Annotated in this window: 17 protein-coding genes and 1 other RNA gene; 15 read left to right on the top strand and 3 right to left on the bottom strand. The window is 57.4% G+C overall.

Annotation, left to right across the window (positions count from 1 at the left end):
- The first annotated feature begins 29 nt into the window (after positions 1-29).
- Positions 30-476, top strand: a complete 447-nt coding sequence (locus AC0CW1_RS03730; protein ID WP_488181734.1) for a Fur family transcriptional regulator — start codon at positions 30-32, stop codon at positions 474-476.
- Here AC0CW1_RS03730 and AC0CW1_RS03725 read toward each other — a convergent pair.
- Positions 473-1516 (bottom strand): DUF2225 domain-containing protein, encoded by a 1044-nt coding sequence (locus tag AC0CW1_RS03725; protein WP_488181733.1) that lies wholly within the window; start codon positions 1514-1516, stop codon positions 473-475. The two genes, AC0CW1_RS03730 and AC0CW1_RS03725, sit on opposite strands and share 4 nt — an antisense overlap.
- Positions 1517-1652: 136 nt before the next feature.
- On the opposite strand from AC0CW1_RS03725, the gene AC0CW1_RS03720 reads away from it, so the two are divergent.
- The 5 genes from AC0CW1_RS03720 to surE all read left to right on the top strand — a co-directional run bounded on the left by AC0CW1_RS03720 (position 1653) and on the right by surE (position 5096).
- On the top strand, positions 1653-2213 hold the full coding sequence (locus AC0CW1_RS03720; RefSeq protein ID WP_488181732.1) for a DUF366 family protein: 561 nt from the start codon (positions 1653-1655) through the stop codon (positions 2211-2213).
- A 4-nt stretch (positions 2214-2217) separates the two neighbouring features.
- Positions 2218-2946 (top strand): 7-carboxy-7-deazaguanine synthase QueE, encoded by a 729-nt coding sequence (locus AC0CW1_RS03715; RefSeq protein WP_488181731.1) that lies wholly within the window; start codon positions 2218-2220, stop codon positions 2944-2946.
- Between the two features lie 19 nt (positions 2947-2965).
- Complete coding sequence (gene folE, locus AC0CW1_RS03710) at positions 2966-3538, top strand: GTP cyclohydrolase I FolE (protein WP_488181730.1); 573 nt, start codon at positions 2966-2968, stop codon at positions 3536-3538.
- Positions 3539-3566: 28 nt separating this feature from the next.
- Entirely contained in the window at positions 3567-4067 is a 501-nt protein-coding gene (locus AC0CW1_RS03705) for a DUF4264 family protein (RefSeq protein WP_488181729.1), read from the top strand.
- A gap of 243 nt (positions 4068-4310) precedes the next feature.
- Positions 4311-5096 (top strand): 5'/3'-nucleotidase SurE, encoded by a 786-nt coding sequence (surE, locus tag AC0CW1_RS03700; RefSeq protein WP_488181728.1) that lies wholly within the window; start codon positions 4311-4313, stop codon positions 5094-5096.
- A 71-nt stretch (positions 5097-5167) separates the two neighbouring features.
- On the opposite strand, the gene AC0CW1_RS03695 is transcribed toward surE, so the two are convergent.
- Together AC0CW1_RS03695 and AC0CW1_RS03690 are read right to left on the bottom strand one after the other, a co-directional pair.
- Positions 5168-5437 (bottom strand): alpha/beta-type small acid-soluble spore protein, encoded by a 270-nt coding sequence (locus AC0CW1_RS03695; RefSeq protein WP_488181727.1) that lies wholly within the window; start codon positions 5435-5437, stop codon positions 5168-5170.
- A gap of 126 nt (positions 5438-5563) precedes the next feature.
- Positions 5564-7147 (bottom strand): putative polysaccharide biosynthesis protein, encoded by a 1584-nt coding sequence (locus AC0CW1_RS03690; protein WP_488181726.1) that lies wholly within the window; start codon positions 7145-7147, stop codon positions 5564-5566.
- A gap of 113 nt (positions 7148-7260) precedes the next feature.
- On the opposite strand from AC0CW1_RS03690, the gene fusA reads away from it, so the two are divergent.
- The 9 genes from fusA to AC0CW1_RS03645 all read left to right on the top strand — a co-directional run bounded on the left by fusA (position 7261) and on the right by AC0CW1_RS03645 (position 20498).
- Positions 7261-9291, top strand: a complete 2031-nt coding sequence (gene fusA, locus AC0CW1_RS03685) for an elongation factor G (RefSeq protein WP_488181725.1) — start codon at positions 7261-7263, stop codon at positions 9289-9291.
- 213 nt (positions 9292-9504) lie between these two features.
- On the top strand, positions 9505-10359 hold the full coding sequence (locus tag AC0CW1_RS03680; RefSeq protein WP_488181724.1) for a PHP domain-containing protein: 855 nt from the start codon (positions 9505-9507) through the stop codon (positions 10357-10359).
- 8 nt (positions 10360-10367) lie between these two features.
- On the top strand, positions 10368-11372 hold the full coding sequence (locus AC0CW1_RS03675) for a potassium channel family protein (RefSeq protein WP_488181723.1): 1005 nt from the start codon (positions 10368-10370) through the stop codon (positions 11370-11372).
- A gap of 39 nt (positions 11373-11411) precedes the next feature.
- The gene (locus tag AC0CW1_RS03670; protein WP_488181722.1) at positions 11412-12713 is read left to right on the top strand and encodes a phenylacetate--CoA ligase family protein; all 1302 of its coding nucleotides are present in this window, start codon (positions 11412-11414) and stop codon (positions 12711-12713) included.
- A 37-nt stretch (positions 12714-12750) separates the two neighbouring features.
- Positions 12751-13182 (top strand): amino acid-binding protein, encoded by a 432-nt coding sequence (locus tag AC0CW1_RS03665; RefSeq protein WP_488181721.1) that lies wholly within the window; start codon positions 12751-12753, stop codon positions 13180-13182.
- 83 nt (positions 13183-13265) lie between these two features.
- Positions 13266-16058 carry a UPF0182 family membrane protein gene (locus AC0CW1_RS03660; RefSeq protein ID WP_488182107.1) on the top strand — a complete coding sequence of 931 codons (2793 nt, stop codon included), beginning with the start codon at positions 13266-13268 and terminating at the stop codon, positions 16056-16058.
- Positions 16059-16125: 67 nt separating this feature from the next.
- A non-coding RNA gene (ssrS, locus tag AC0CW1_RS03655) (6S RNA) lies at positions 16126-16303 on the top strand.
- Between the two features lie 427 nt (positions 16304-16730).
- Entirely contained in the window at positions 16731-17366 is a 636-nt protein-coding gene (locus tag AC0CW1_RS03650) for a DUF362 domain-containing protein (RefSeq protein ID WP_488181720.1), read from the top strand.
- Positions 17367-18275: 909 nt separating this feature from the next.
- Complete coding sequence (locus tag AC0CW1_RS03645; RefSeq protein WP_488181719.1) at positions 18276-20498, top strand: YcdB/YcdC domain-containing protein; 2223 nt, start codon at positions 18276-18278, stop codon at positions 20496-20498.
- The last annotated feature ends 148 nt before the right edge of the window (positions 20499-20646 follow it).

Below are 20646 nucleotides of genomic sequence, written 5' to 3'. Positions count from 1 at the left end.
AGACTATGCAAGAGTCAGGGGGCCCGGCATTGGACCGCTTCCAGGATTTATGCGAACGGCTCCATCAGAAGGAATACAAGCTGACACCCCAGCGCAAGATCATCTTGCGCGCCCTGTTAAATGGCGATGACGCCCATCTGAGCGCTGAGGATCTTTATGGCATTGTCAAGCAACAGAACCCGGAGATTGGTTTGGCTACGGTCTACCGGACCTTGGAATTGTTGGCCGACATCGACGTCCTCCAGAAGATCGACTTCGGCGACGGCCGCTTGCGCTACGAATTGGCCAGCAGGGAAGCCCACCACCACCATCACCTGATCTGCACCCGCTGCGGCAAGGTGTTGGAGTTTGAAGATGACCTGCTCGATTCCCTCGAACAGGCCATCCAGCGACGCAACCAGTTTCGCATCCTCGACCATCAATTAAAATTTTTTGGCGTCTGCAAGGAATGCCAACAGGCAGAAACCAGGGATTAACTCCCTGGTTTCTTTGCTTGTATCTTATCGATAAAGCGCTGACGCAATCCTTCTTCATCGGTAAAGCCACGCACCTCCGGCCAGGCTTCCATGGCGGCCCCCAGCAGCGCCCGCAACACCGTCTCCTTATCCATAAAGACCTTGCCTTCCCCATAAGGCACGGCGCTCACCCGCTTCAACCAGTCCAACTCTTCCTCATAGAGGGTAACGGTGAAGCGGATCTTGGGTCCCAGTCGTTTGCGGGTAGGGAACGCCCCATCTCGTACTGGCGACTCGACCGGTTGCTGGTAAATCGGCTCAGCCGCTCCAGCCCTTTCTGAAAGGTTGGTTGCGCCGTTTTCCACTGACCCGGATGCGATTTCCTGTTCACTCGCCTTGTTCTGTTCCCTGGCCAGAGACCATTGCTGCCGGGCCAATCGCTCGATTTCTGGCTCTTTTTTCACATCAGGATGCATGGCCGCCTTGGCCAGCCAGCGAACGGCGTCGGCATATTGTCCTTGCTGCCGGTATAACTCCCCGATCAGATACATAAGGGTGACAGTGCTTGTCTTGCCGCTGCGGTCATCGCCAAAGGCGGTTTCATAAAGGCGCAAGGCCGCTTCCGTGTACTTGCGGTCCACCTCGATGAGACCCATCTCCCGGGCGATCCAGGCAGCCCGCAAGGTCAAGGGGGCTTGCAGGCTCGCTGGCGCCCCGCTGATCTGGGCGGTGCGCAAGGCCAATTCGAAGGTGCGCAAAGCTTTTTCCGGCGTCCGGATTCCCGTGAAGTCCGACTCCTGGCTAAAAGCGTCGAGCAGACCTCTTCGCAACTGAGACTTTTCGCAGGAAACCTGATCGAAACGGTTCTCCAAAGCGGCGTACTGACAAGACGGACAGACAAAGACCTGATAGTGGAGCGGGTTGATCCCTTCGAAGACCGTCCGGAAATCAGGCAACCGCTCCTTGACACGGATGAAGGAACTGCGGATCCGCGTGGCGGCGAATTCCTTGCCGCAGACGGGGCACGTCTTGGTCTGGGTAAAAAAAGCGTCAGCGTTCATGATGGCTCTCCTTCACAAGTCTCTTTGATGACTAATTCGGGGCGCTCGTCCCGTCTCCTGCCCAAAGGTGGTTTTCGCCCCGCCGATTCAGTGATAAAATGAAAAAACGGGGGAAAAAGGAGAGGAGTAGTGACCGGTGCTGAAGACATACTATCATCCGGAACCGACAACCTACGATGGGACTCAACTGCGCTCCCTGTGGACATACCGTCACTTTCACATCATGGGAGACAGCATCGTCGCCTTCCGAGGACCCTGTAGAGTCGGCCTCGACAAGATGGTCGATCTGGAAGATGTTCTGGTCGGTGACAGCATCTACAGCCCAGAGATGCTGCACTTTATTATTGAACATTTTGATATGGACCTTGAGAAGACCGTCTACCGGCAACGTCTCTTCATGGCGATGATCAAGGAGGATTTGGAAGAGGTTTGCGGCGGCGCCTTGATTCGCCGCGGCGATGACCTCTACTGGCGGGAAAAGAAACTGTCCGTTTCCATCGCTACCCGTTCGCCTGTATCCACCCTGATCCATGTCGGTTTGAACCTGCGCACAGAAGGCACCCCTGTGCCGACGGCCTCGCTGGAACAGATCGGGGAGAAAGACCCCGAGGGATTTGCCCGCCGGTTGATGAACCAATACGCCGCCGAAGTCGCCGACGTCTATCTTGCCCGCTGCAAAGTTCGAGGAGTTGAATAAGTCATTGCCTACAGCCGATCTCGTCGAAATTATGGTATCCGCTCAGGGAGAGGGACCCTGGATCGGTTGCCGGCAGATCTTCTTACGTTTTTTTGGCTGCAACCTGCGCTGTTCCTACTGCGACACCCCGGGCAGCCGGGGCCCGCGACCGTCCGCTTGTCGCGTTGAAAGGGAACCCGGCAGCGGCCTCTTTGACTTATGGGAAAATCCGGTGACGGCAGAGCGAGTCGCCGATTACCTTCGCAACACCGTTCCCGTCCATTCGGTCAGCCTGACCGGAGGAGAACCGTTACTCCATGTCGAATTTATCCAGCAGTTGATCCCCTTGCTAGGGTCTAACCGACCTGGCCTCTACCTGGAAACGAACGGAACGCTGCCGGAACAACTGGCCCTGATCATCGATGGTCTCGACTATGTCAGCATGGATCTGAAGACACCCTTGGACGATCACTGGGACCTGCACCGTCCCTTTCTGCGCATCGCCGCTCGCAAAGCGGGATATGTCAAGATCGTTGTCACTCCATCGATAGCGGTGGATGCGGTGCAGCGAGCTGCCACGATCATCGCTGAGGAAGCCCCCCATTTTCCACTTATTTTGCAACCAGTGACAGGAAAGACAGGATTGCCCCTCACCGTACCTGGCCACCTACTCGATTTGCAAGCCAGGGCTATGTCCATCCACCGAGATGTTCGCGTCATCCCCCAAGTCCACCCGATTTTAGGTATCTTATGAAAATGTAGGTGATACACACATGGATCTGATGAAGATCGAAAAGGCTGTTCACATGATCCTCGAAGCCATCGGCGAGGATCCCCAGCGTGAAGGGCTCGTCGACACGCCGCGCCGGGTCGCCCGCATGTACCAGGAGATCCTCGGCGGATTGGAAGAGGATCCGAAACGCCACCTGGAAGTGGTCTTTACGGAAGAGCATGAAGAGATGGTCCTTGTCAAGGACATCCCCCTGTACTCGCTCTGCGAGCACCATCTGCTGCCTTTCTACGGCGTCGCCCATGTGGCCTACATTCCCCGCTCCGGCGTAATCACCGGTCTCAGCAAACTGGCCCGCCTGGTGGAAGGCTACGCCAAGCGCCCTCAATTGCAGGAGCGGCTTACCGCCCAGGTGGCTGATGCAATCGTGGAAAAACTGAATCCACAGGGCGTGCTGGTCGTCATCGAAGCCGAACATATGTGCATGACCATGCGGGGCGTCAAAAAGCCCGGTTCGCGCACAGTCACCTCAGCGGTGCGAGGAATTTTCCGCAGCCGCCCGGCGACACGCAATGAAGCCTTTTCTCTAATCCGCAGTTCCCGGAACCCCCCTTGACGATCTAAAGCCAGGAGGAGGAATCGCTATGGCCCATCGACTCTTTACATACGGCACGCTGATGGATCGTGACACCCTGGAAGGCTTGCTGGAACACAGCGCCGGTGTCGCCCGTCCAGCCGTCCTGTCCGGCTACGCCTCCTATCCGTCGGCCTATGGCTACCCCTACATCCTGCCTGTTGACGATGGCGGGGTGGACGGTATCCTCTGGAGCGGGCTCAGCGACGATGATTTGCTGCGCATCGATGAATACGAAGGCGTCCTCGACGAGACGCCCATGTATTTTCGAAAATCGATCACCCTTGTCATCGATGGAGAACCGATCGAAGCCTGGGGCTATGTGGGCATCCCGGAGACCTTTGCCGACGCTGCCGACGATTTTGAACCGCTGGCGACGAAAGAGATCCCCGCCAACGTGGACCTGTTCGCCGTGGTCGATTTCCTGAATGACACCTTGAAGGACAAAGGACTGCTCTTTGGTTTGAGAAAAAACGGGGAGACCATGACCATTTCCATCTACGAGGTATAAGATATAGTAAAGTTTTCCAGCAATGGAACTCGTTGGGGGAAGGCTCATGATCGACCTGGATCTCTGCATCAATTGTTTCCTTGATTTGCAACCGTCCCAATGGGAAATCATATGGGCACGGGATTCGCGGTACATCCTGCGATGTCCCCGGTGCCGTGCCTTTCATTCCTGGACGCCAGGGACCGGACTGTGGATCGGTCTTGGAAAAGGCGGCGCAGGAGGCGCCCGACTGGAGGAAAAACGTTGCGCATTCTACTGACCAATGACGACGGGATCCATGCGCCTGGCATCCATGCCTTGTGGCGCATCTTTGACGATTGGGCCGATATCTTCGTGGTCGCTCCCGATACGGAGCGGAGCGCCACCGGTCATGGCATCACCGTCCATCAACCCTTGCGCGTGGAAAAGCTGACCTTCACTAATCCTCACTGTCACGGTTGGGCCGTCAACGGCACACCGGCCGACTGTGTCAAACTGGCTATGGAGGAACTCCTGGAAGAACCGCCCCATATCGTCATCTCCGGCATCAACCGAGGTCCGAACCTGGGAACGGATGTGCTCTACTCGGGCACCGTCTCCGCCGCCATGGAAGGAGTTATCTACGGGGTCCCCTCCATCGCCGTATCGGTCACCGGGTGGCAGACCGTCGATTACACCGTCGCTGCTGAGACGACGCGTTTGCTCTGCGAGAGGCTAGTGGAACGGGGCCTGACGCCAGACACCTTTCTGAACGTCAATGTACCCGACCTACCTCGAGAGGCCATCAAGGGCATTCAGGTGACAAAACTAGGGAGCCGCCGCTACCAGAACATCTTCGACAAGCGGACTGACCCGCGCGGTCGCACCTACTACTGGATGGCGGGGGAGGTCCATGACGTCGACGCCGGTGAAAGCACCGACATTCGGGCCGTCAACGGTGGGGCTATCTCGGTGACTCCAATCCACTTCGACCTCACCAACTACTCCCTGATCCAGGAGGTCTCAGACTGGCTCAGCCGAGCGTCTTCCCCCTTCAAGAAAAGCGAGTGACCAATAGAACGAGGAAAGGAAGGCTGAGCCTTCCTTTTTGCGATCGCCGGGCATTTCTGAGGGTGTATCGCCTACGGGTGAGTAGCGTTAAGGGTGAATTGCCTGTCTGTCACGTCACCGGCGAGTTGCCATCCTAGCAGCGCCTCGGCCCGGCGAACCATGGCCTTGACCATGCTGCCCCCGATCCTGCCGCCCACGCGACCGCAATCGCTGGCCGTCAGGGCGCCCCAGTAGCCGTTATGAATATTCGGCGTCAACCCCAGTTCTTCCGCGATCTCGTACTTAAAGGTGTCGCGCACAGACTCAGGAAAAATTTTTTCCCGTGGGAAAAATTGGGCCAAGGGGAACCACCTCCTCCATGTTCCTAGTATCGTTCATGGTTTTGCCCCCTATAGCGGGCAGATCATGGACGGTCCGTTGAAAAACGGATTGACAAGCAGGCGCCTTCCACTTTTGCAGGCGCCTGCTTATTTTTTCCGGATCCAAACAAGCAGCCAGGCGCCTCCCGGGAAGGTCCGCAGATCCTTCACCGTCAACCCGCCGTAAGCAGTCAGCGTGATCAGGTAGAGGATGCCTGAAACGGCCGTCGATAAGGCGAGCGCGACTGCTTCCGGCAAGCCGGAGAAAGGGTTTGCCTGAAGGATCGCCCATAAGGCGGCGCCCATGAGCAAGGCGGCGGGAAAGGGCAGTAGGGAGGATGCCAATTCCCCTGCCGTCAGATCGAGTCGTCGGTGAAACCAATAGAGATGCAACAAGGCCGCCAGGATGTTGGACAGGGTAAAGCCGAACGCGACGCCGTCCAGGCCGACGGAAGGCAGGGTGGCCAGGGAGAGGAAGAGGCCGACGCGGAGCAGCGACGTGGTCACCATGACGACGAGAGGGAAAACGACAAGCCCCAGCCCTTGCAAGATCCCGCCGGTCGTGCTCAGCAGGTAGAGGAAGGGCGCGCCCAGGGCCAGGATTTGCAAGGCCTCATCCATGTGAGTCAACCCAAAAAAGAGCGTAGCATAGCGATCGCCGATCAGGCCGAGGATCACCGCCGCGGGCCAGCCGATCACCGCCGTTAGGCGCAACGCTTTGACGGCCCGGTAGCGCACCGTCCGCTCCTGCCGGAGGGCCCAACTCTCAGCGATGCCGGGAACGAGGCTGACCGACAGGGGCGCTGTGAATACGGCAGGAATGGCGATCAGCGGCACGAGACCGCCGACGAGGCCCCCAAAGGCGGCTGTCGCCTCAGAAGAAGACAGGCCGGCCTCCTGGAGAACGCGCGGGATCAGGTAGGCGTCGAGGCCCATGATCAGGCATGCCACGATCCGGGAGGCGGCCACCGGGCCGGCCACCGGCCAGAGGGAGCGCAAAGCCTGACCTGCGCTGATCGTCGCCGGTGCGCGGCGGTTAACCCAGAAAAGCTTGAGGCGGTTGAAGAAGAAGGGGCCGGCGAGAATAAGCAAGGTGATCAGACCGAAGAGTTCCCCCAGGGTGATGCCCCAAGCCATCCCGGCGGCGGCCCAGCCGAAGCCTCGGGGCAGCAGCGCCAGCGCCAGGGAGAGACCGCTGACGATGCGCACCACCTGCTCAGCGAAGGAGGCGATCGAGGTGGGTGCCATCTCCTGCATCCCCTGGCAGAAGGAACGGATTACCGAGGCGATACCGATCAACAGGATGCTGGGAAGGAGCGGCCAAAAGGCAGTCACTGCCCGATCATCGGCCACCAGTTCTGGAAAGAGGTACCGCGAAAAGAAGAGCGCCGCTAAGGTTACCACCGTTCCGCCGGCAGAGAGCAGGAGGAGGGAGATCTGGACCAGACGGCGCACATTGCCCCAACGGTTGTAAGCAGCCTCCTCAGCGACCCGCCTCGTCAATGCCACAGGGATGCCGAAGGTAGCAGCCACCAACAGCAGGATATACAACGGATAAATCATCTGGAAGAGCCCCACCGTCTCCGGCCCGATGTATTTCATCAGCACGATCTGGTTATAAAAGGAAAGCAAGCGATTGACCAGCGTCGCCGCCATCAGGACCAGCGTGCCGTAAGTCAAGGCGGTGGCCATGGCCCACCTCCTAAAAATTCTGTATGTTCCTGCAAAAGTGAAAAGGATTTTTATGGCTTAACGCCTAATTAATAAAATAGTTCGAATTATCGCTAGCGAAGGAGGGTTCCAGTTTGACGACACCGAGAGAAGCCATACGCAACATCGCTGTTCTCGCCCATACCGGGGCAGGGAAGACCTCTTTGGTGGAATCGATGCTGTTTAATGCGGGGCTCGTCAACCGGAAAGGTCGAGTCGAAGACGGCAACACAACGACCGATTACCTACCCGAGGAAACGAAGCGAAAAGTGAGCATCCAGGCGGCTATGGCGCCGATCAAGTGGCAAGGCGCAAAACTGAATATTATCGATACACCGGGATACAGCGATTTTTTCGGTGAGGTCATCGGCGCCGTCTCTGTCGTCGAAGGGGCCTTGCTGGTCGTCTGCGGCGTCAGCGGCGTTCAGGTTCAGACGGAAGCAACCTGGCAGTTGAGCCGAGACAAAGGGCGTATCCCTGTTGTTTTTATCAATAAACTGGACCGGGAAAACGCGAACTTCGGCAAAGCCCTAGAGCAGTTGCGAGAACTGGGCGGGCCTTCCGTCCTGCCCTTGCAGTGGCCTGTCGGCGCCGCTCCCCAATGGCAGGGGATGGTCGACATCCTCGATGGTTCCTTCATCCCGGCTAATCCTAAGGTCAAAGATATGCCAGCTTTGTCCACGGAAGAAGCGGAGAACATAAAAAGGTGGCGCGACAAACTCGTCGAAGCGATCGTGGAGATCGACGAGGAACTACTGATGCGCTACCTTGACGGGGAAGAGATCTCTGTGGAAGAACTGCGCCCGGCCCTAGCCGCTGCCGTGAAGGAGGGCAAGGTCGTCCCCGTCCTCGGCGGCGCCATCAGCGCTGACTGCGCCGTCAAGCGCTTGCTTGACGACCTCGTCGCTCTGCTGCCGGCACCCCTCGACGAGGAAGGGAAGACGCCCTTGCCTGGCGCGCCCTTAAAGGCTCAAGTCTTCAAGACCGTCATCGACCCCTACCTCGGCAAGGTCAATTTTATCCGCGTCTACCAGGGCACGCTGCGCGGCGATTTGCCGCTCTACAATGGCACGAGCCAGAAGGAGGAAAAACCGGCGTCCCCCTTGTTCATGCTTGGCAAGAACCAGCAGCTCTCTGACGCCGCCGGCCCCGGCGAGATTGTCGCTCTAGTGAAACTCCAACATACCCATACCGGCGACACCCTCTTCGCCAAAGGCGCCACCCTGGATCCGCTGCGGCCGATCGAGTTCCCCCATCCCAGCCTCTCCATGGCCTTCCATCCCGCCACCAAGGCTGACGAAGACAAACTGGGCGGCAGCCTGCAGCGCCTTCTGGAAGAAGAGCCCTGCTTAAAGATACACCGGAATACGGAGACGAAAGAGACGATCCTGACCGGCATGGGCACCTTGCACATGGAGGTCTGTGTCGAACGGTTGCAGCGCAAGTACGGCGTCAACGTGACGACCAGTTGGCCCAAGATCCCCTACCGGGAGTCGGTCCGCAAAACGGCCAAAGCGGAAGGCAAGCATAAGAAACAGACAGGCGGTCACGGCCAGTATGGCCATGTCTGGCTGGTCATGGAGCCGAAGCATGACGGCGACTTCGAGTTCGCCGAGTCGATCTTCGGCGGCGTCGTCCCGAAGAATTTCATCCCCGCCGTCGAGAAGGGGGTCCGCGAAAGCCTCTTGGAAGGTGCGCTGGCCGGCTATCCGGTGACGAACATCAAGGTCAACCTTGTTGACGGCTCCTACCACCCCGTCGACTCGTCGGAACTATCCTTTAAAATGGCGGCCCATCTCGCTTTCAAAAAGGGCATGGAGATGGCCGAACCCTTCCTGCTCGAACCGGTGATGCAGGTGGAGATCAATGTGCCCGAATACTACCTGGGCGACATCCTGGGCGACCTGAACAGCCGCCGCGGCCGCGTTCTCGGCAGCGAGATGGTCGGAAAGCGCCAGGTTATCCAGGCCCTCGTTCCCCAGCAGGAACTGGTCCAGTTCCCCTTGCAGCTTCAGGCCATTACCCATGGCCGCGGCAGCTTCCGGGCCGAATTCCACTCCTACCAGGAGGTGCCTCCGAGACTCGCCCAAACCGTCATTGAGGCTGCGCGCAAGAACAGCCATTGAACCGCTAGAGCTTCTCAATACCGCTCTTAAAGCGCTATGTTCATGGGAAGAATACTGCTTATCCAACATATTTGGGGAGACCGCTTCAGCGGAGGAAACTCTGTCATGCGGTCTCCCTTTATCGTCTTTACCGGATTTTGCGTTATGAAAAAAGGTTTTTTTCTCTTCCACAGGGAATACATGAAGGAAAACGCGGAGACAGGGGAAACGCCTATGACCATCGACCTTCATCTGCATACAACAGTCTCCGACGGATTGCACACCCCCATGGAACTGCTCGACATGGCCGCAACAGCCGGTTTGACCACACTGGCCATCACCGATCACGAATCGATCGAAGGTTGCCTGGAGATCGCCGGCGCCGCCGAAACAAAAGGCATCCGCGTCATCCCTGGCGTGGAACTGCTTGTCACATACGCAGGGGATGAGATCCATCTGCTCGGATACGGCATGGACCTGACATACGGACCCTTCTTGCAGCGCCTGGCTGAACTCCGCCAGGCCCGCAATGTGGTGGCCGAACAAACTGTCCGCAATCTGCAAAAACTCGGCATCCCCCTCGCCTGGGAAGACGTGGCGGCCATTGCCCATCCGCGGGGCGCCATCAGCAAAGGCCACATCGTCCACGCCCTCTACCTGGGCGGCCTCCTGACCCACCCGGCCCAGGAATTCATTCGCCTCTACCTCTCTCGGGACGGTCTGGCCCATGTCAACTACGATTTCAACAGCTTTGACCAGGGCATAGAACTGATCCAGGCCGCCGGCGGGGTACCCATCGTGGCCCACCCAGGCCTGATCCGCACCCAGTCGCTGCTGCCGGAATTGCTGCTCCGCCCCGTAGGCATCGAAGTCTTTTACGGCTACTACGGTCCCCACCGAGAAGAATGGGTTCGCAATTACCGCCATATGGCCGAAGAAAAGAACCTGATCATGACGGGAGGGACCGATTACCACGGCCCCTTTGCCCCCTTCAAGCCGGGGAGCGTCCCCATCCCAGAATGGGTGCTGCCCAATCTTGACCGGGCCATGGCGATGGCCAGACAGTCGCGACAAGCCGCCGGAGTGTGATAAGACCCATGGAATCCCGCCAGATCAAATGGGCCACCCTGTCGATCATCGGTTTCATGGTCTTCGGTACCCTAGGGATCCTCTTTTTCGAAAAGGAGTTCAGCCTCCTTGACGCAGCCTGGTTGACGGAGACCACCCTGTTGACCGTCGGCTATGGCGACCGTCTCCCGAAGACGATAGAAGGACAGATCTTTACTCTGGCTATCATGCCCCTGGGCGTCGGCATCGTCGCCTACGCCATCGGCATCATCGCCGGTTATGTCGTGGAAGGAAGATTGGCCAATCTCTGGGGGAAACGCGCCATGAAGAACAAGATCGCCAAACTGAACAACCACATCATCGTCTGCGGTGCCGGCCGGGTCGGCTGGCAGGTGGCCGAACAGCTATCCCGCGAGAACGTCCCCTTTGTCGTCGTCGACTCCCGCGAGGATGTGCTGGAAAAGTACGTCCAGGGCAAATTCCTCTATGTGCTGGGAGACGCCCTTGATGATGCCGTGCTGCTGGAAGCCGGCATCGAGCGGGCGAGGGGTGTCGTGGCCGCCTTGCCGACGGATGCCGACAACGTGTTCATCACGCTGACGGCCAAAGGCTTGAAGGCCGACCTGCTGGTGGTGGCCCGGGCTGACCGCCTGGAATCGGAGGAGAAGCTCCGCCGCGCCGGCGCTGACAAGGTCGTCTCTCCCGCCGTCATCGGCGGCAAGCGGATGGCCATGTCGATTTTGAAGCCGGTGAGCGTCGATTATGTCGACACGGTCCTGCATGACCGAGAGTATGAATTCAGCATGGAGGAGATGGTTTTACAAAACCCTTCTCCATTAATCGGCAAGACCCTGGCCGAAGCCCGCATTCGCGAAGAGACGGGCGCCATGGTCGTCGCCATCTACCGGGGCCGCCACCTCATCTCGAACCCGCAAGGGACGGAAAGGTTGGAAGATGACGACATGGTCATCCTGTTCGGCACCCGAGAACAACTCCTCGCCTTTGAGCGGCTGGCCGCCGCCAAATCATCATAGAAACATATTTTGAAAAAGTCGAGCTGAGGAGAGTGACCCATGATCTGGAACAAACCAATGGAAACGATGGCCCGCAAAGAACTGGAGGCGTTGCAACTCCAACGATTAAAAGTCCTTGTGGAGCGGGTCTATCACAATGTGCCGGCCTACCGGGAGAGGATGCAGGCCGCCGGACTGTCCCCCATGGACGTGCAGAGCCTGGAGGACCTGCGGCGTTTGCCCTTTACGGTCAAACAGGACCTGCGTGACAACTACCCCTACGGCCTCTTTGCCTCGCCCATGCGGGACATTGTCCGCGTCCACGCTTCTTCCGGTACCACGGGCAACCCGATCGTCGTCGGCTACACCCGCAAAGACCTCGACTCCTGGTCGGAAGTGACCGCCCGGACCCTGGCCTGCGCCGGCGGCGACGCTGACTCTGTCGTCCAGGTCAGCTACGGCTACGGCCTCTTCACCGGCGGCCTCGGCATCCACTATGGCGCCGAGAAGCTGGGCGCCACCGTGGTGCCCATGTCCGGCGGCAACACGCAGCGCCAGCTCAAGCTGATGCAGGACTTCGGCGCCACCATCCTGGCCTGCACCCCTTCCTACGCCCTCTACCTCGCCGAAGCGATCCAGGAGATGAAAATCCCTCGTGAAAAGCTGCGCCTCAAAGCAGGTATCTTCGGCGCCGAGCCCTGGACAGAAGAGATGCGGCGGGAACTGGAGTACCGCTTGCAGATCATGGCCATCGACATCTACGGCCTCAGCGAGGTCATCGGCCCCGGCGTCGCCAGCGAATGCCCCGTCAAGAACGGCCTACATATCTTTGAAGACCACTTCATCCCCGAGATCATCGACCCTGTCACCGAAGAGCCGCTGCCCTACGGGGAAAAAGGGGAACTCGTCTTCACCACCATCACCAAAGAAGGCTTCCCGGTCATCCGCTACCGCACCCGCGACATCTCGGTGTTGCACGCCGAACCCTGCCCCTGTGGCCGGACCCATGTGCGGATGGAAAAAGTCAGCGGCCGTACCGACGACATGATCATCATTCGCGGCGTCAACGTCTTCCCGTCACAGGTGGAGAGCGTCCTCCTCAAGCTCGGCCTGACAGAGCCTCACTATGTGCTCGTCGTCGACCGGGTCGGCACCCTGGACACCCTGGAGGTCTGGGTGGAGGTTTCGGACAAACTCTTCTCCGACGAAGTGCGCAACCTGGAAAAGATCGAACGGACGATCCAGCGAGAGTTGGAAAGCCTGCTCGGCCTTACGGCCCGCGTCCGCCTCGTCGAACCAAAATCGATCGAGCGCAGCGAAGGCAAGGCCAAGCGGGTCATCGACAAGCGCAAGCAAAATTAGTGCCAAGATATAAAAACAGGGAAGGGGAGGGCAACCTATGAAGGTGCAACAGATCTCCGTCTTTCTGGAGAACAAATCGGGCCGCCTGTCCATGCTGACGAAGGTGCTGGCCCAAGAGAAAATCAACATCCGGGCGCTGTCCATCGCCGACACGACCGATTTCGGCATCCTCCGGCTGATCGTCGACCAGCCCGACGCCGCCTACCTGATGCTGAAACGAGCCGGCTTTACAGTGAGTGAAACAGCCGTCATCGCCGTGGAAATCCCTGACCATCCCGGTGGTCTCGCCGAAGTCCTGGACATCCTGGCCGGCGCCGAGATCAACATCGAATACTGCTACGCGCTGCCCCAGAAAACGAATGACAAGGCGCTGGTCGTCTTCCGTGTCGAGCGTTTGGACGAAGCCATTCGCGCCCTCCTGGAAAAGGGCATCGGCGTGTTGAAGGAAGAATCGGTATACGGAATCTAATCACATGAAAAACTAACAGATATGGATGCCCCATGTGAAGGGCATCCATTTTCCACACCTGGGAAAGGAATGGTCCCTTGACTGTGAAACATCGCCGTTTTCGAGGCGCAGCCTTCCTGGCGGTTCTCTTTGTTCTATTGCCCCTGCTTTCCACGCTGCTCCGGCTCTATGTGGAATGGCGTTGGTTCGGTTCGGAAGGGTTTGGCGACCTCTGGTTCATCCGCTACGCCACCACGTGGGGCCTGATCATCGGCACGGGCTTGCTGGCTTTTCTCTTTTTCTTCTTCAACCTGCGCCTGACCCGCGAGGTTGTCGACAAGGCTTTGCAGTACGCCCGGACGACAGCGGAAGAAAGCCCCCGGCTGTTTACGCTTAGCGATTGGCTACACCCGGAAAAGGTTCGTTACACGTTCCTGTTGCTCAGCTTTCTGCCGGCCCTGCTTGTCTCCCAGTTAGCCCAAAACCGCTGGCAGACGCTGCTGTTGGCGCTTCAGAACGAGAAATTCGGCATTGCTGATCCCCTCTTCCAACTGGACGTAGGCTTTTACGTCTTTCAACTGCCCCTGTTGGAGTACCTCTACGGTGTTGTCCAGTTTATCCTCGTCGTCACGGCCATCTTGCTCGTGCTCGTCTACCAGACGGCGAACACCCTGGGCTTCGGCAAGGTCGGCTGGGGGGAACTGCCGCGCGCCCGCTTCCACCTGGCCGGAATCGGCGCCCTCTTTTTCCTGGTTAAGGCCTTCGGCTACCGGTTGGACATGTATGACTTGGTCTATTCGCCGCGCGGCGTCGTCTTCGGCGCCAGCTACACCGATGTGCACGCCCAACTGCCGGCCTATCAGATCCTCTCGGTGATTGCCCTGATCACGGCGGTCATGCTCGTCTTCGCCCTCGTCCGCCGGCGCATCCGCTGGGCCGCCTATGGTGTGGGCCTACTTGCGGCTGCCTCGATCCTCGTCGGCGCCATCTACCCGGAACTGGTTCAGCGGTTCAAGGTGGAGCCGAACGAGTTCGTCATGGAAAAACCCTATATCGACATGAATATTCAATTCACCCGCCAGGCCTTTGACCTGGACCGGATCCAACTTCAGCCTTTCTCCGTTAAAAACGACTTGACGGCTGCCGACATCGTCGCCAACAGCGATACGATGGCCAATGTGCGCCTCTGGGACTGGCGACCGCTACAGCAGACTTACAGCCAATTGCAGGAGATCCGCCTCTATTACAAGTTCAAGGGGATCGACATCGACCGCTACCGCATCGATGGGGCTCAGCGCCAGGTCATGCTGGCGGCGAGGGAACTGGACACAGCGGCATTGCCTGAGGCGGCTCAGACCTGGATTAACCAGCGCCTGCTCTACACCCACGGCTACGGCGTCGCCATGAGCCCCGTTAACGAGGTGTCCTCGGAGGGGTTGCCGAAGTTTTTCTTAAAAGACATCCCGCCGAAGCCGGCCTCACCGAGCGTGGCGATCACCCGTCCTGAGATCTACTTCGGCGAGACGGAAGGCGACTATGTGATCGTCAAGACGGCGACGAAGGAGTTCGACTACCCCTCAGGCGATGAAAACGTCTACACAACCTATCAGGAGGATGCCGGTCTGCCTGTCGGTTCCTTCTTGCAGAAGCTGGTCTATGCCGCCTACTTCGGCGACATGAAATTGCTTCTTTCGTCGGAACTCCTGCCAGAGAGCCGTCTCCTGATGAAGCGGAACATCGTCGACCGCCTGCAGATGGTGGCGCCCTTTTTACGCTTTGACAAGGACCCCTACCTGGTGATCCAAGACGGGCGTCTCGTCTGGATGGTCGACGCCTACACCGTCTCGAAGGCCTATCCTTTTTCGCAGCCAGTCAATGGTGTGGGCAACTACATCCGGAATTCCGTAAAAGCGACTGTGGACGCTTATACCGGCCGTATGACTTTCTTTCTCAGCGACCCTGATGATCCAATCATTCGTAGCTACGCGGCCATCTTCCCGGGCATGTTCCGGCCGCTCGAGGAGATGCCGGCGACGCTGCGCGATCACATCCGTTACCCGGAAGAACTGTTCCAGATCCAGTCGCGCGTCTATGCCACCTACCATATGGAGGACGCGGGTGTCTTCTACAACAAAGAGGATGAGTGGAGTATCCCCACAACGCGGGTGAGCGACCAGGAGCAGCGGGAGATCGAGCCCTACTACACCTTGATGCGCCTGCCGGGCCAGACGACTCCGGAATACATCCTCATGATCCCCTTTACGCCGTCAAAGAAACAGAACATGATCGCCTGGATGGCGGTGCGCAACGATGGCGCCAACTACGGCAACCTCCTCGTCTACACCTTCCCGAAACAGGAACTGGTCTATGGTCCCGCCCAAATCGAGGCGCGCATCGACCAGGACTCGGAGATCTCCCAGAGACTGACCTTGTGGAACCAGAAGGGCTCCTCGGTCATCCGGGGCAACCTGCTCGTCCTGCCGATCAACGATTCCCTGCTCTACATCGAGCCCTTATTCCTGCAATCGGAGCAAGGGAAACTGCCGGCCTTGCGTCGGGTCATCGTCATCTTCGGTGAGCGCGTCGTCATGGAGGAAAACCTGGATACGGCGTTGCAACGGATTTTCGGCCAAGGCGCCGCCGCCAGGCCGCCGGGGCAAGGAGTACCTGCCCAGCCGGGTGCGCCGCCGGCAGTACCGGGGCAGCCGGCCGCTCCAGGGCAACCTGCTGCGCCGCCCGCGCCCGCTGAACAGTCGGTTCCCGAACTGGCCGCCCGTGCGCGACAGCTTTATGATGATGCCGACGCGAGGTTGAAAGCGGGCGACTGGAACGGCTACGGCGAGCGGCTGCGGGAACTCCGGGAGACACTGGAAATCTTAGAGAAAAAGACACGGTGACTGGAAATTCAATTAATTTTCCATTTCACAAAGCGGGGCAAAGGTGGTATAATGACGTCGAACAGCAATGTGCCTGCCGTGTTCGTCAGCCCATGAATGTTTCTAACCTACAGGAAACATTCGGGAGCCAACACCGGCAGTGGCTGCCAGGCCAACGTTGATTGGAAGGCAAAAACGTGCCGTGAGACGCCCACCTGCGAGACGCAGGTTTAGAAACCAAGGTGCAACGGCATAGCGGGTACATTGCCGTTTCATAAGGTAAACATGACGCCCCGGCGACGAGCCGGGGCCATTTTTTTGGCAATGGACGATGAGAGGGAATAGTGGGTCCTATCGCGGAGGTCAGAGAGCCGCTGGTTGGTACGAAGCGGTCGAAGCCGGGACTAAACTCTTCCTTGAGTTGCCGGCTGCGGGACGATGTCATAGGAGATGGAGCCCAAGCTGCGTTCCATTTCCGACAAAGAGCGAGAGAGTTGATCGGTGACGCTGGAGAGCGCCCGCTGCAGTCAATATGTCAATTTTTTCGACACCTTGGTAAAATTCCTAGTGATAGTTATTTTATGGGGGTAAATATTTTTACTTGAAAAGCAGCGGTCAGCGGACGGTGGAAGGAAATCCCCCCTGCGTGTGGAATAAAAAGTAGACAAAGTTACCTCTAGGGGGTATATCAATATGAGTCGAAGAGATATTCGCTTTCAGGGTGTAATCAAAAACGGAGCCGCCATCGAATTCTTCGGCACCATGATTCCGAACCTGCTACTGTTCAAACGGGACCCGCACGCCTGGTGGCAGCGCCGGCAAGCGCGGAGAAACCGCAACCGCCAGCCCTTACCTTCACTGGAAGAGGTACTGAAGCGGCCTGATGACGCCGGGCACGTAGGGGAGATTACCATTTTCATCTTTAAGTGGAAAGGCGATGAGTTTGATCTGAACGCCTTTCACGACAGCCATGACTTCCTGCTCGACTTGGAACGGGTACTGCGCGCCCAGGGACGGCGCTTTCGCATCTACACATCCCTCTCGCCGAAGACCAACCTGCCTGAACTGGCTGAAGCGGCCGGTCTCGGCAACCTTTCACCCTTCGGACTGCTCGTCCACCCACGGTTTGGTCCGCGGATGTTGATCACCGGGGTGGAGGTGGAAGGGGGGCTGCCGATTCCTCAGACAAAGCATGAAGGCGTTGGCTGTACAGACTGTGGAGTCTGCCTGCGCCTTTGCCCGCAAGCGCCAGAGGAGAGACGAGAGGTGGACTTGCGGAAGTGTGAGGGGTGTAGTCGGTGTATCAAGTGTTGTCCGATCGGTAAGTAAGATCAATGCACGGAAAAAATTTAAAATGAGGAGCAGTCGATAAAGTTCTGACCTTTATAGAAATCGGAACGACCGTTTTGACGCTTACGACAGGCCGTTGGGAGAAAACCTTTGAACGCTGGAAAGTCTAGAGCACGTAAGAATTTTCTAGTTTACATAATATCGATTATGCGAACTAGATGATCGGATCTTTAAACACGACTCAACTTTACCCGTTTGCCGGCATTTATCGTTCTGTTCCTTGAACTGCCCAGTATTGTATGATGCCTTCATTTTAGTCTGTTAGCGCCGCGTTCGTAAATCTTATCCCCATAAACTTCTCTTCTCGTACTATTGAGTTTATTCTGCCAGCGGTCCTCCAGTTTTCATGTTCATCTTTCCTGTGTTCCCTTAAGACTTTGCGCTTGCTCAGAGTTTGATCGCGATTGTCCATCACCGTTTATAAACAACCGTCTGTAAACGCCGGCCACCATAGCTGGTTACTTGAGACAGACGTTAGCTAAGCTGACATTGGGCATTTAAAAGAAATGGAATCATCCCGGACGGGCGATCTAAGCGTGCTGACTCTGCGTTTATACCCCTATCGGATGTTTAGAGCATTTAGAGCGGACCTTTTTCCCTCAAAAATCATTCATTTGACTCAGACGCCAACTCTCCGGATCCAGCTCCCTCGTAGCCGCCAAACACATTATGTAAACTAGCCTATGAGCCAACAAATACCATCTCATGCCTTAACACGCTCACACCGCAACGCAACGAGCATCTTGATGCGATTTTAGATCTCTGCTTAATAAAGCCTTCTGAAAAAAGTCCTGAAAAAATCTCATCCGCTGAAACCTTTACACCCGATCCGTCGTCAATACTATGTAAAGAATTTCCGAAGTAAACCACAATAAGGAGTGAACGACCATGGTGCAACGGCAAACCTTACGTCGCTGCCTGGCTGGATGCCTCAGTCTCTGTATGCTCACAGCCTCCATGCCTGCTGGCGTTGCAGTTGCCGCCGACGCTGACGCCATTCGAGTCATGGCAGCCTCAGGAAGCAAGACAGGACTTGTCTCCCCGGAAAAAGCGCCGGTGACCCTTGAGCAGGCGCTGGTGAAAGCGAAGGAATTCTTTCCGGTTCCCCCCGAATTCACTGTTTTTCAATCCAATTTTAATGGTTATGGGAATCAGGCTTTTTGGAATCTGACCTGGCGACCGGAGACGACTCCTGGATTTTTCGAAGTCAGCATCGATGCGGTTTCCGGAGAGATTATCTCAATGAACCGATGGCTGGAGAAAATGCCTGCTGATCGAACAACCCTCTTCCCCTCCCTCTCGGTGGACAAGGCGCGGGAAAAGGCCCGGCGCCTGGTGGAGCAGTTGAATCCGACAAAACTAGCTGATCTGACGTTACATATCGACGGACTCAACGGCCAGGTCATCCGCCCCGAGATGGACAAGCGCTACAACTTCGTGTGGCAACGCACCTACAAAGGCGTTCCTTTCCCCGGCAACTCGATCATGGTCGACGTGGACGCCAACAACGGCGATATCCTGAGTTATCAGGTGAATTGGGCCAAGCAGAGCCTACCTGATTCCCAAGGCGTCATCGCTCCTGAAAAAGCACGCGAAATCTATGAAAAAGCGGGCATGCTCGAATTGCAATACTACACCCCCCGCACCCCCGATGGCAAAGCGGCCAAGGAATCCCAGTTGATTTATCGCTTGCAACACCCCTCGAACGGTCAAATTGACGCCTTTACCGGTCAGCCGGTGAAGCATCCCGATCATTTCTGGATGTACGGCCGCAGCGGTGGCGGCGGAATGATGATGGGAAGCAAGGGAGCCGCCCCCGATTTGTCACCCCAGGAAAAACAAGAAGTGGAGACAACCAACAAACTGCTATCGCAAGATAAGGCCCTTGCGGTTGTGAAGAAGTGGTTTGAACTCCCGAAGGAAGCCGAATTGCGAGGCGCCCACCTGGGCAAATACTTCGACGATCAGTATGCCTGGGGGTTTGATTGGGAAGCATCCCCCGGCAAGCAACAACCGGGGCTCTACATCTCGGCCCAGGTAAATGCCGTCACCGGGGAACTGATCGAATTCACCTTTTCCGATCCCAATGACTACAACCAGCCGGGCGGCAATCTGACGCGCGAAGAAGCCCAAAAAATTGTCGAAGCCTTTATGCAAAAGATTCAGCCCGATTATGTCTCAAAAGTTCGCCTGGACGCCAATGCGATTGAACCTATGCCCATTCTCGCAAAAGACGCGGCGCCGGCATTCCATTCATTCACCTACCGCCGGTATATTGACAACATCGCCTATCCGGAAAATTACATCGCCCTTTCTGTGAACACGAAAACCAAACAAGTCACACGGTATTCGATGCGCTGGTCCCCATCGGGTAAGTTTGCCTCCCCCGTCAATATTCTCGGTCCCTCTGGCGCCGTTGACGCATTCTTGAAATACCGTCCCCTCACCCTCACCTATGTCAACGGCGATGCCGAACCGGGAAAAGAAGCTCCCATCAAACTGGTCTATCTCGCCCAGGACGGGCCTAACGGCTATTTCTATGAGATGATCGACGCTCACTCCGGTCAACCGCTCCAGTTTGACGGCAAACCGCTTGATCCTCCTCGCAATGGCTTCCGATTCACCGATATTCCCCAAAGCCCCCTGGCGACGGAAATCAATCTCTTAGGTCAGATGAACGCCTTCCGCGAGTATGGCGATGCCTTGCATCCCGATGAACAAGTCTCGGCGGTGTCCATCCTCCGGGCGATGGTCATCTCCCGCCCCGACTATTTCCGTGAAGACAAACCCTCCGACGCGAAGATCATGGAGCAAGCGCGCTCCCTCGGCTGGCTGACCGAGCCGGTGCAAGCTGGCGATCCCGTTAGCAGGGAGTTGCTGGCCAAGTGGATGGTACGGATGCTCAAACTCGAACCAGCCGCGCGACTCCAGTCGATTTACCAGCTTCCCCAGGAAGACGCCGCTTCCCTCCCTGCTGAATCGAAGGGGTATGTGGCCATCGCCTGGGGATTGGGCCTGATGCCGGGTGACGGTGGCCTGATCGCTGCCGATCAGCCCGTGTCGCGTCTCGAAGCGGCGACGGCGATAGTCCGGGCGCTAAAGGTCAAATAAAATATCTGAAAAATGAGCAAAGAAGAAGAGAAACTGCGGCTCCTTGTCGCGGTTTCTCTTCTTATAATCCTTTTTGGGCTAGCAGACTCAGCGGCGCCTTTCGGTTTAGGTCCTGGGGAAGACGCTATTTACCGCCTATTTTCTGTTT

The sequence above is a fragment of the Heliomicrobium sulfidophilum genome, assembly GCF_057715735.1.
The sequence above is the reverse complement of the archived record's forward strand: the minus strand, read 5'-3'. Positions and strand labels throughout refer to the sequence as shown.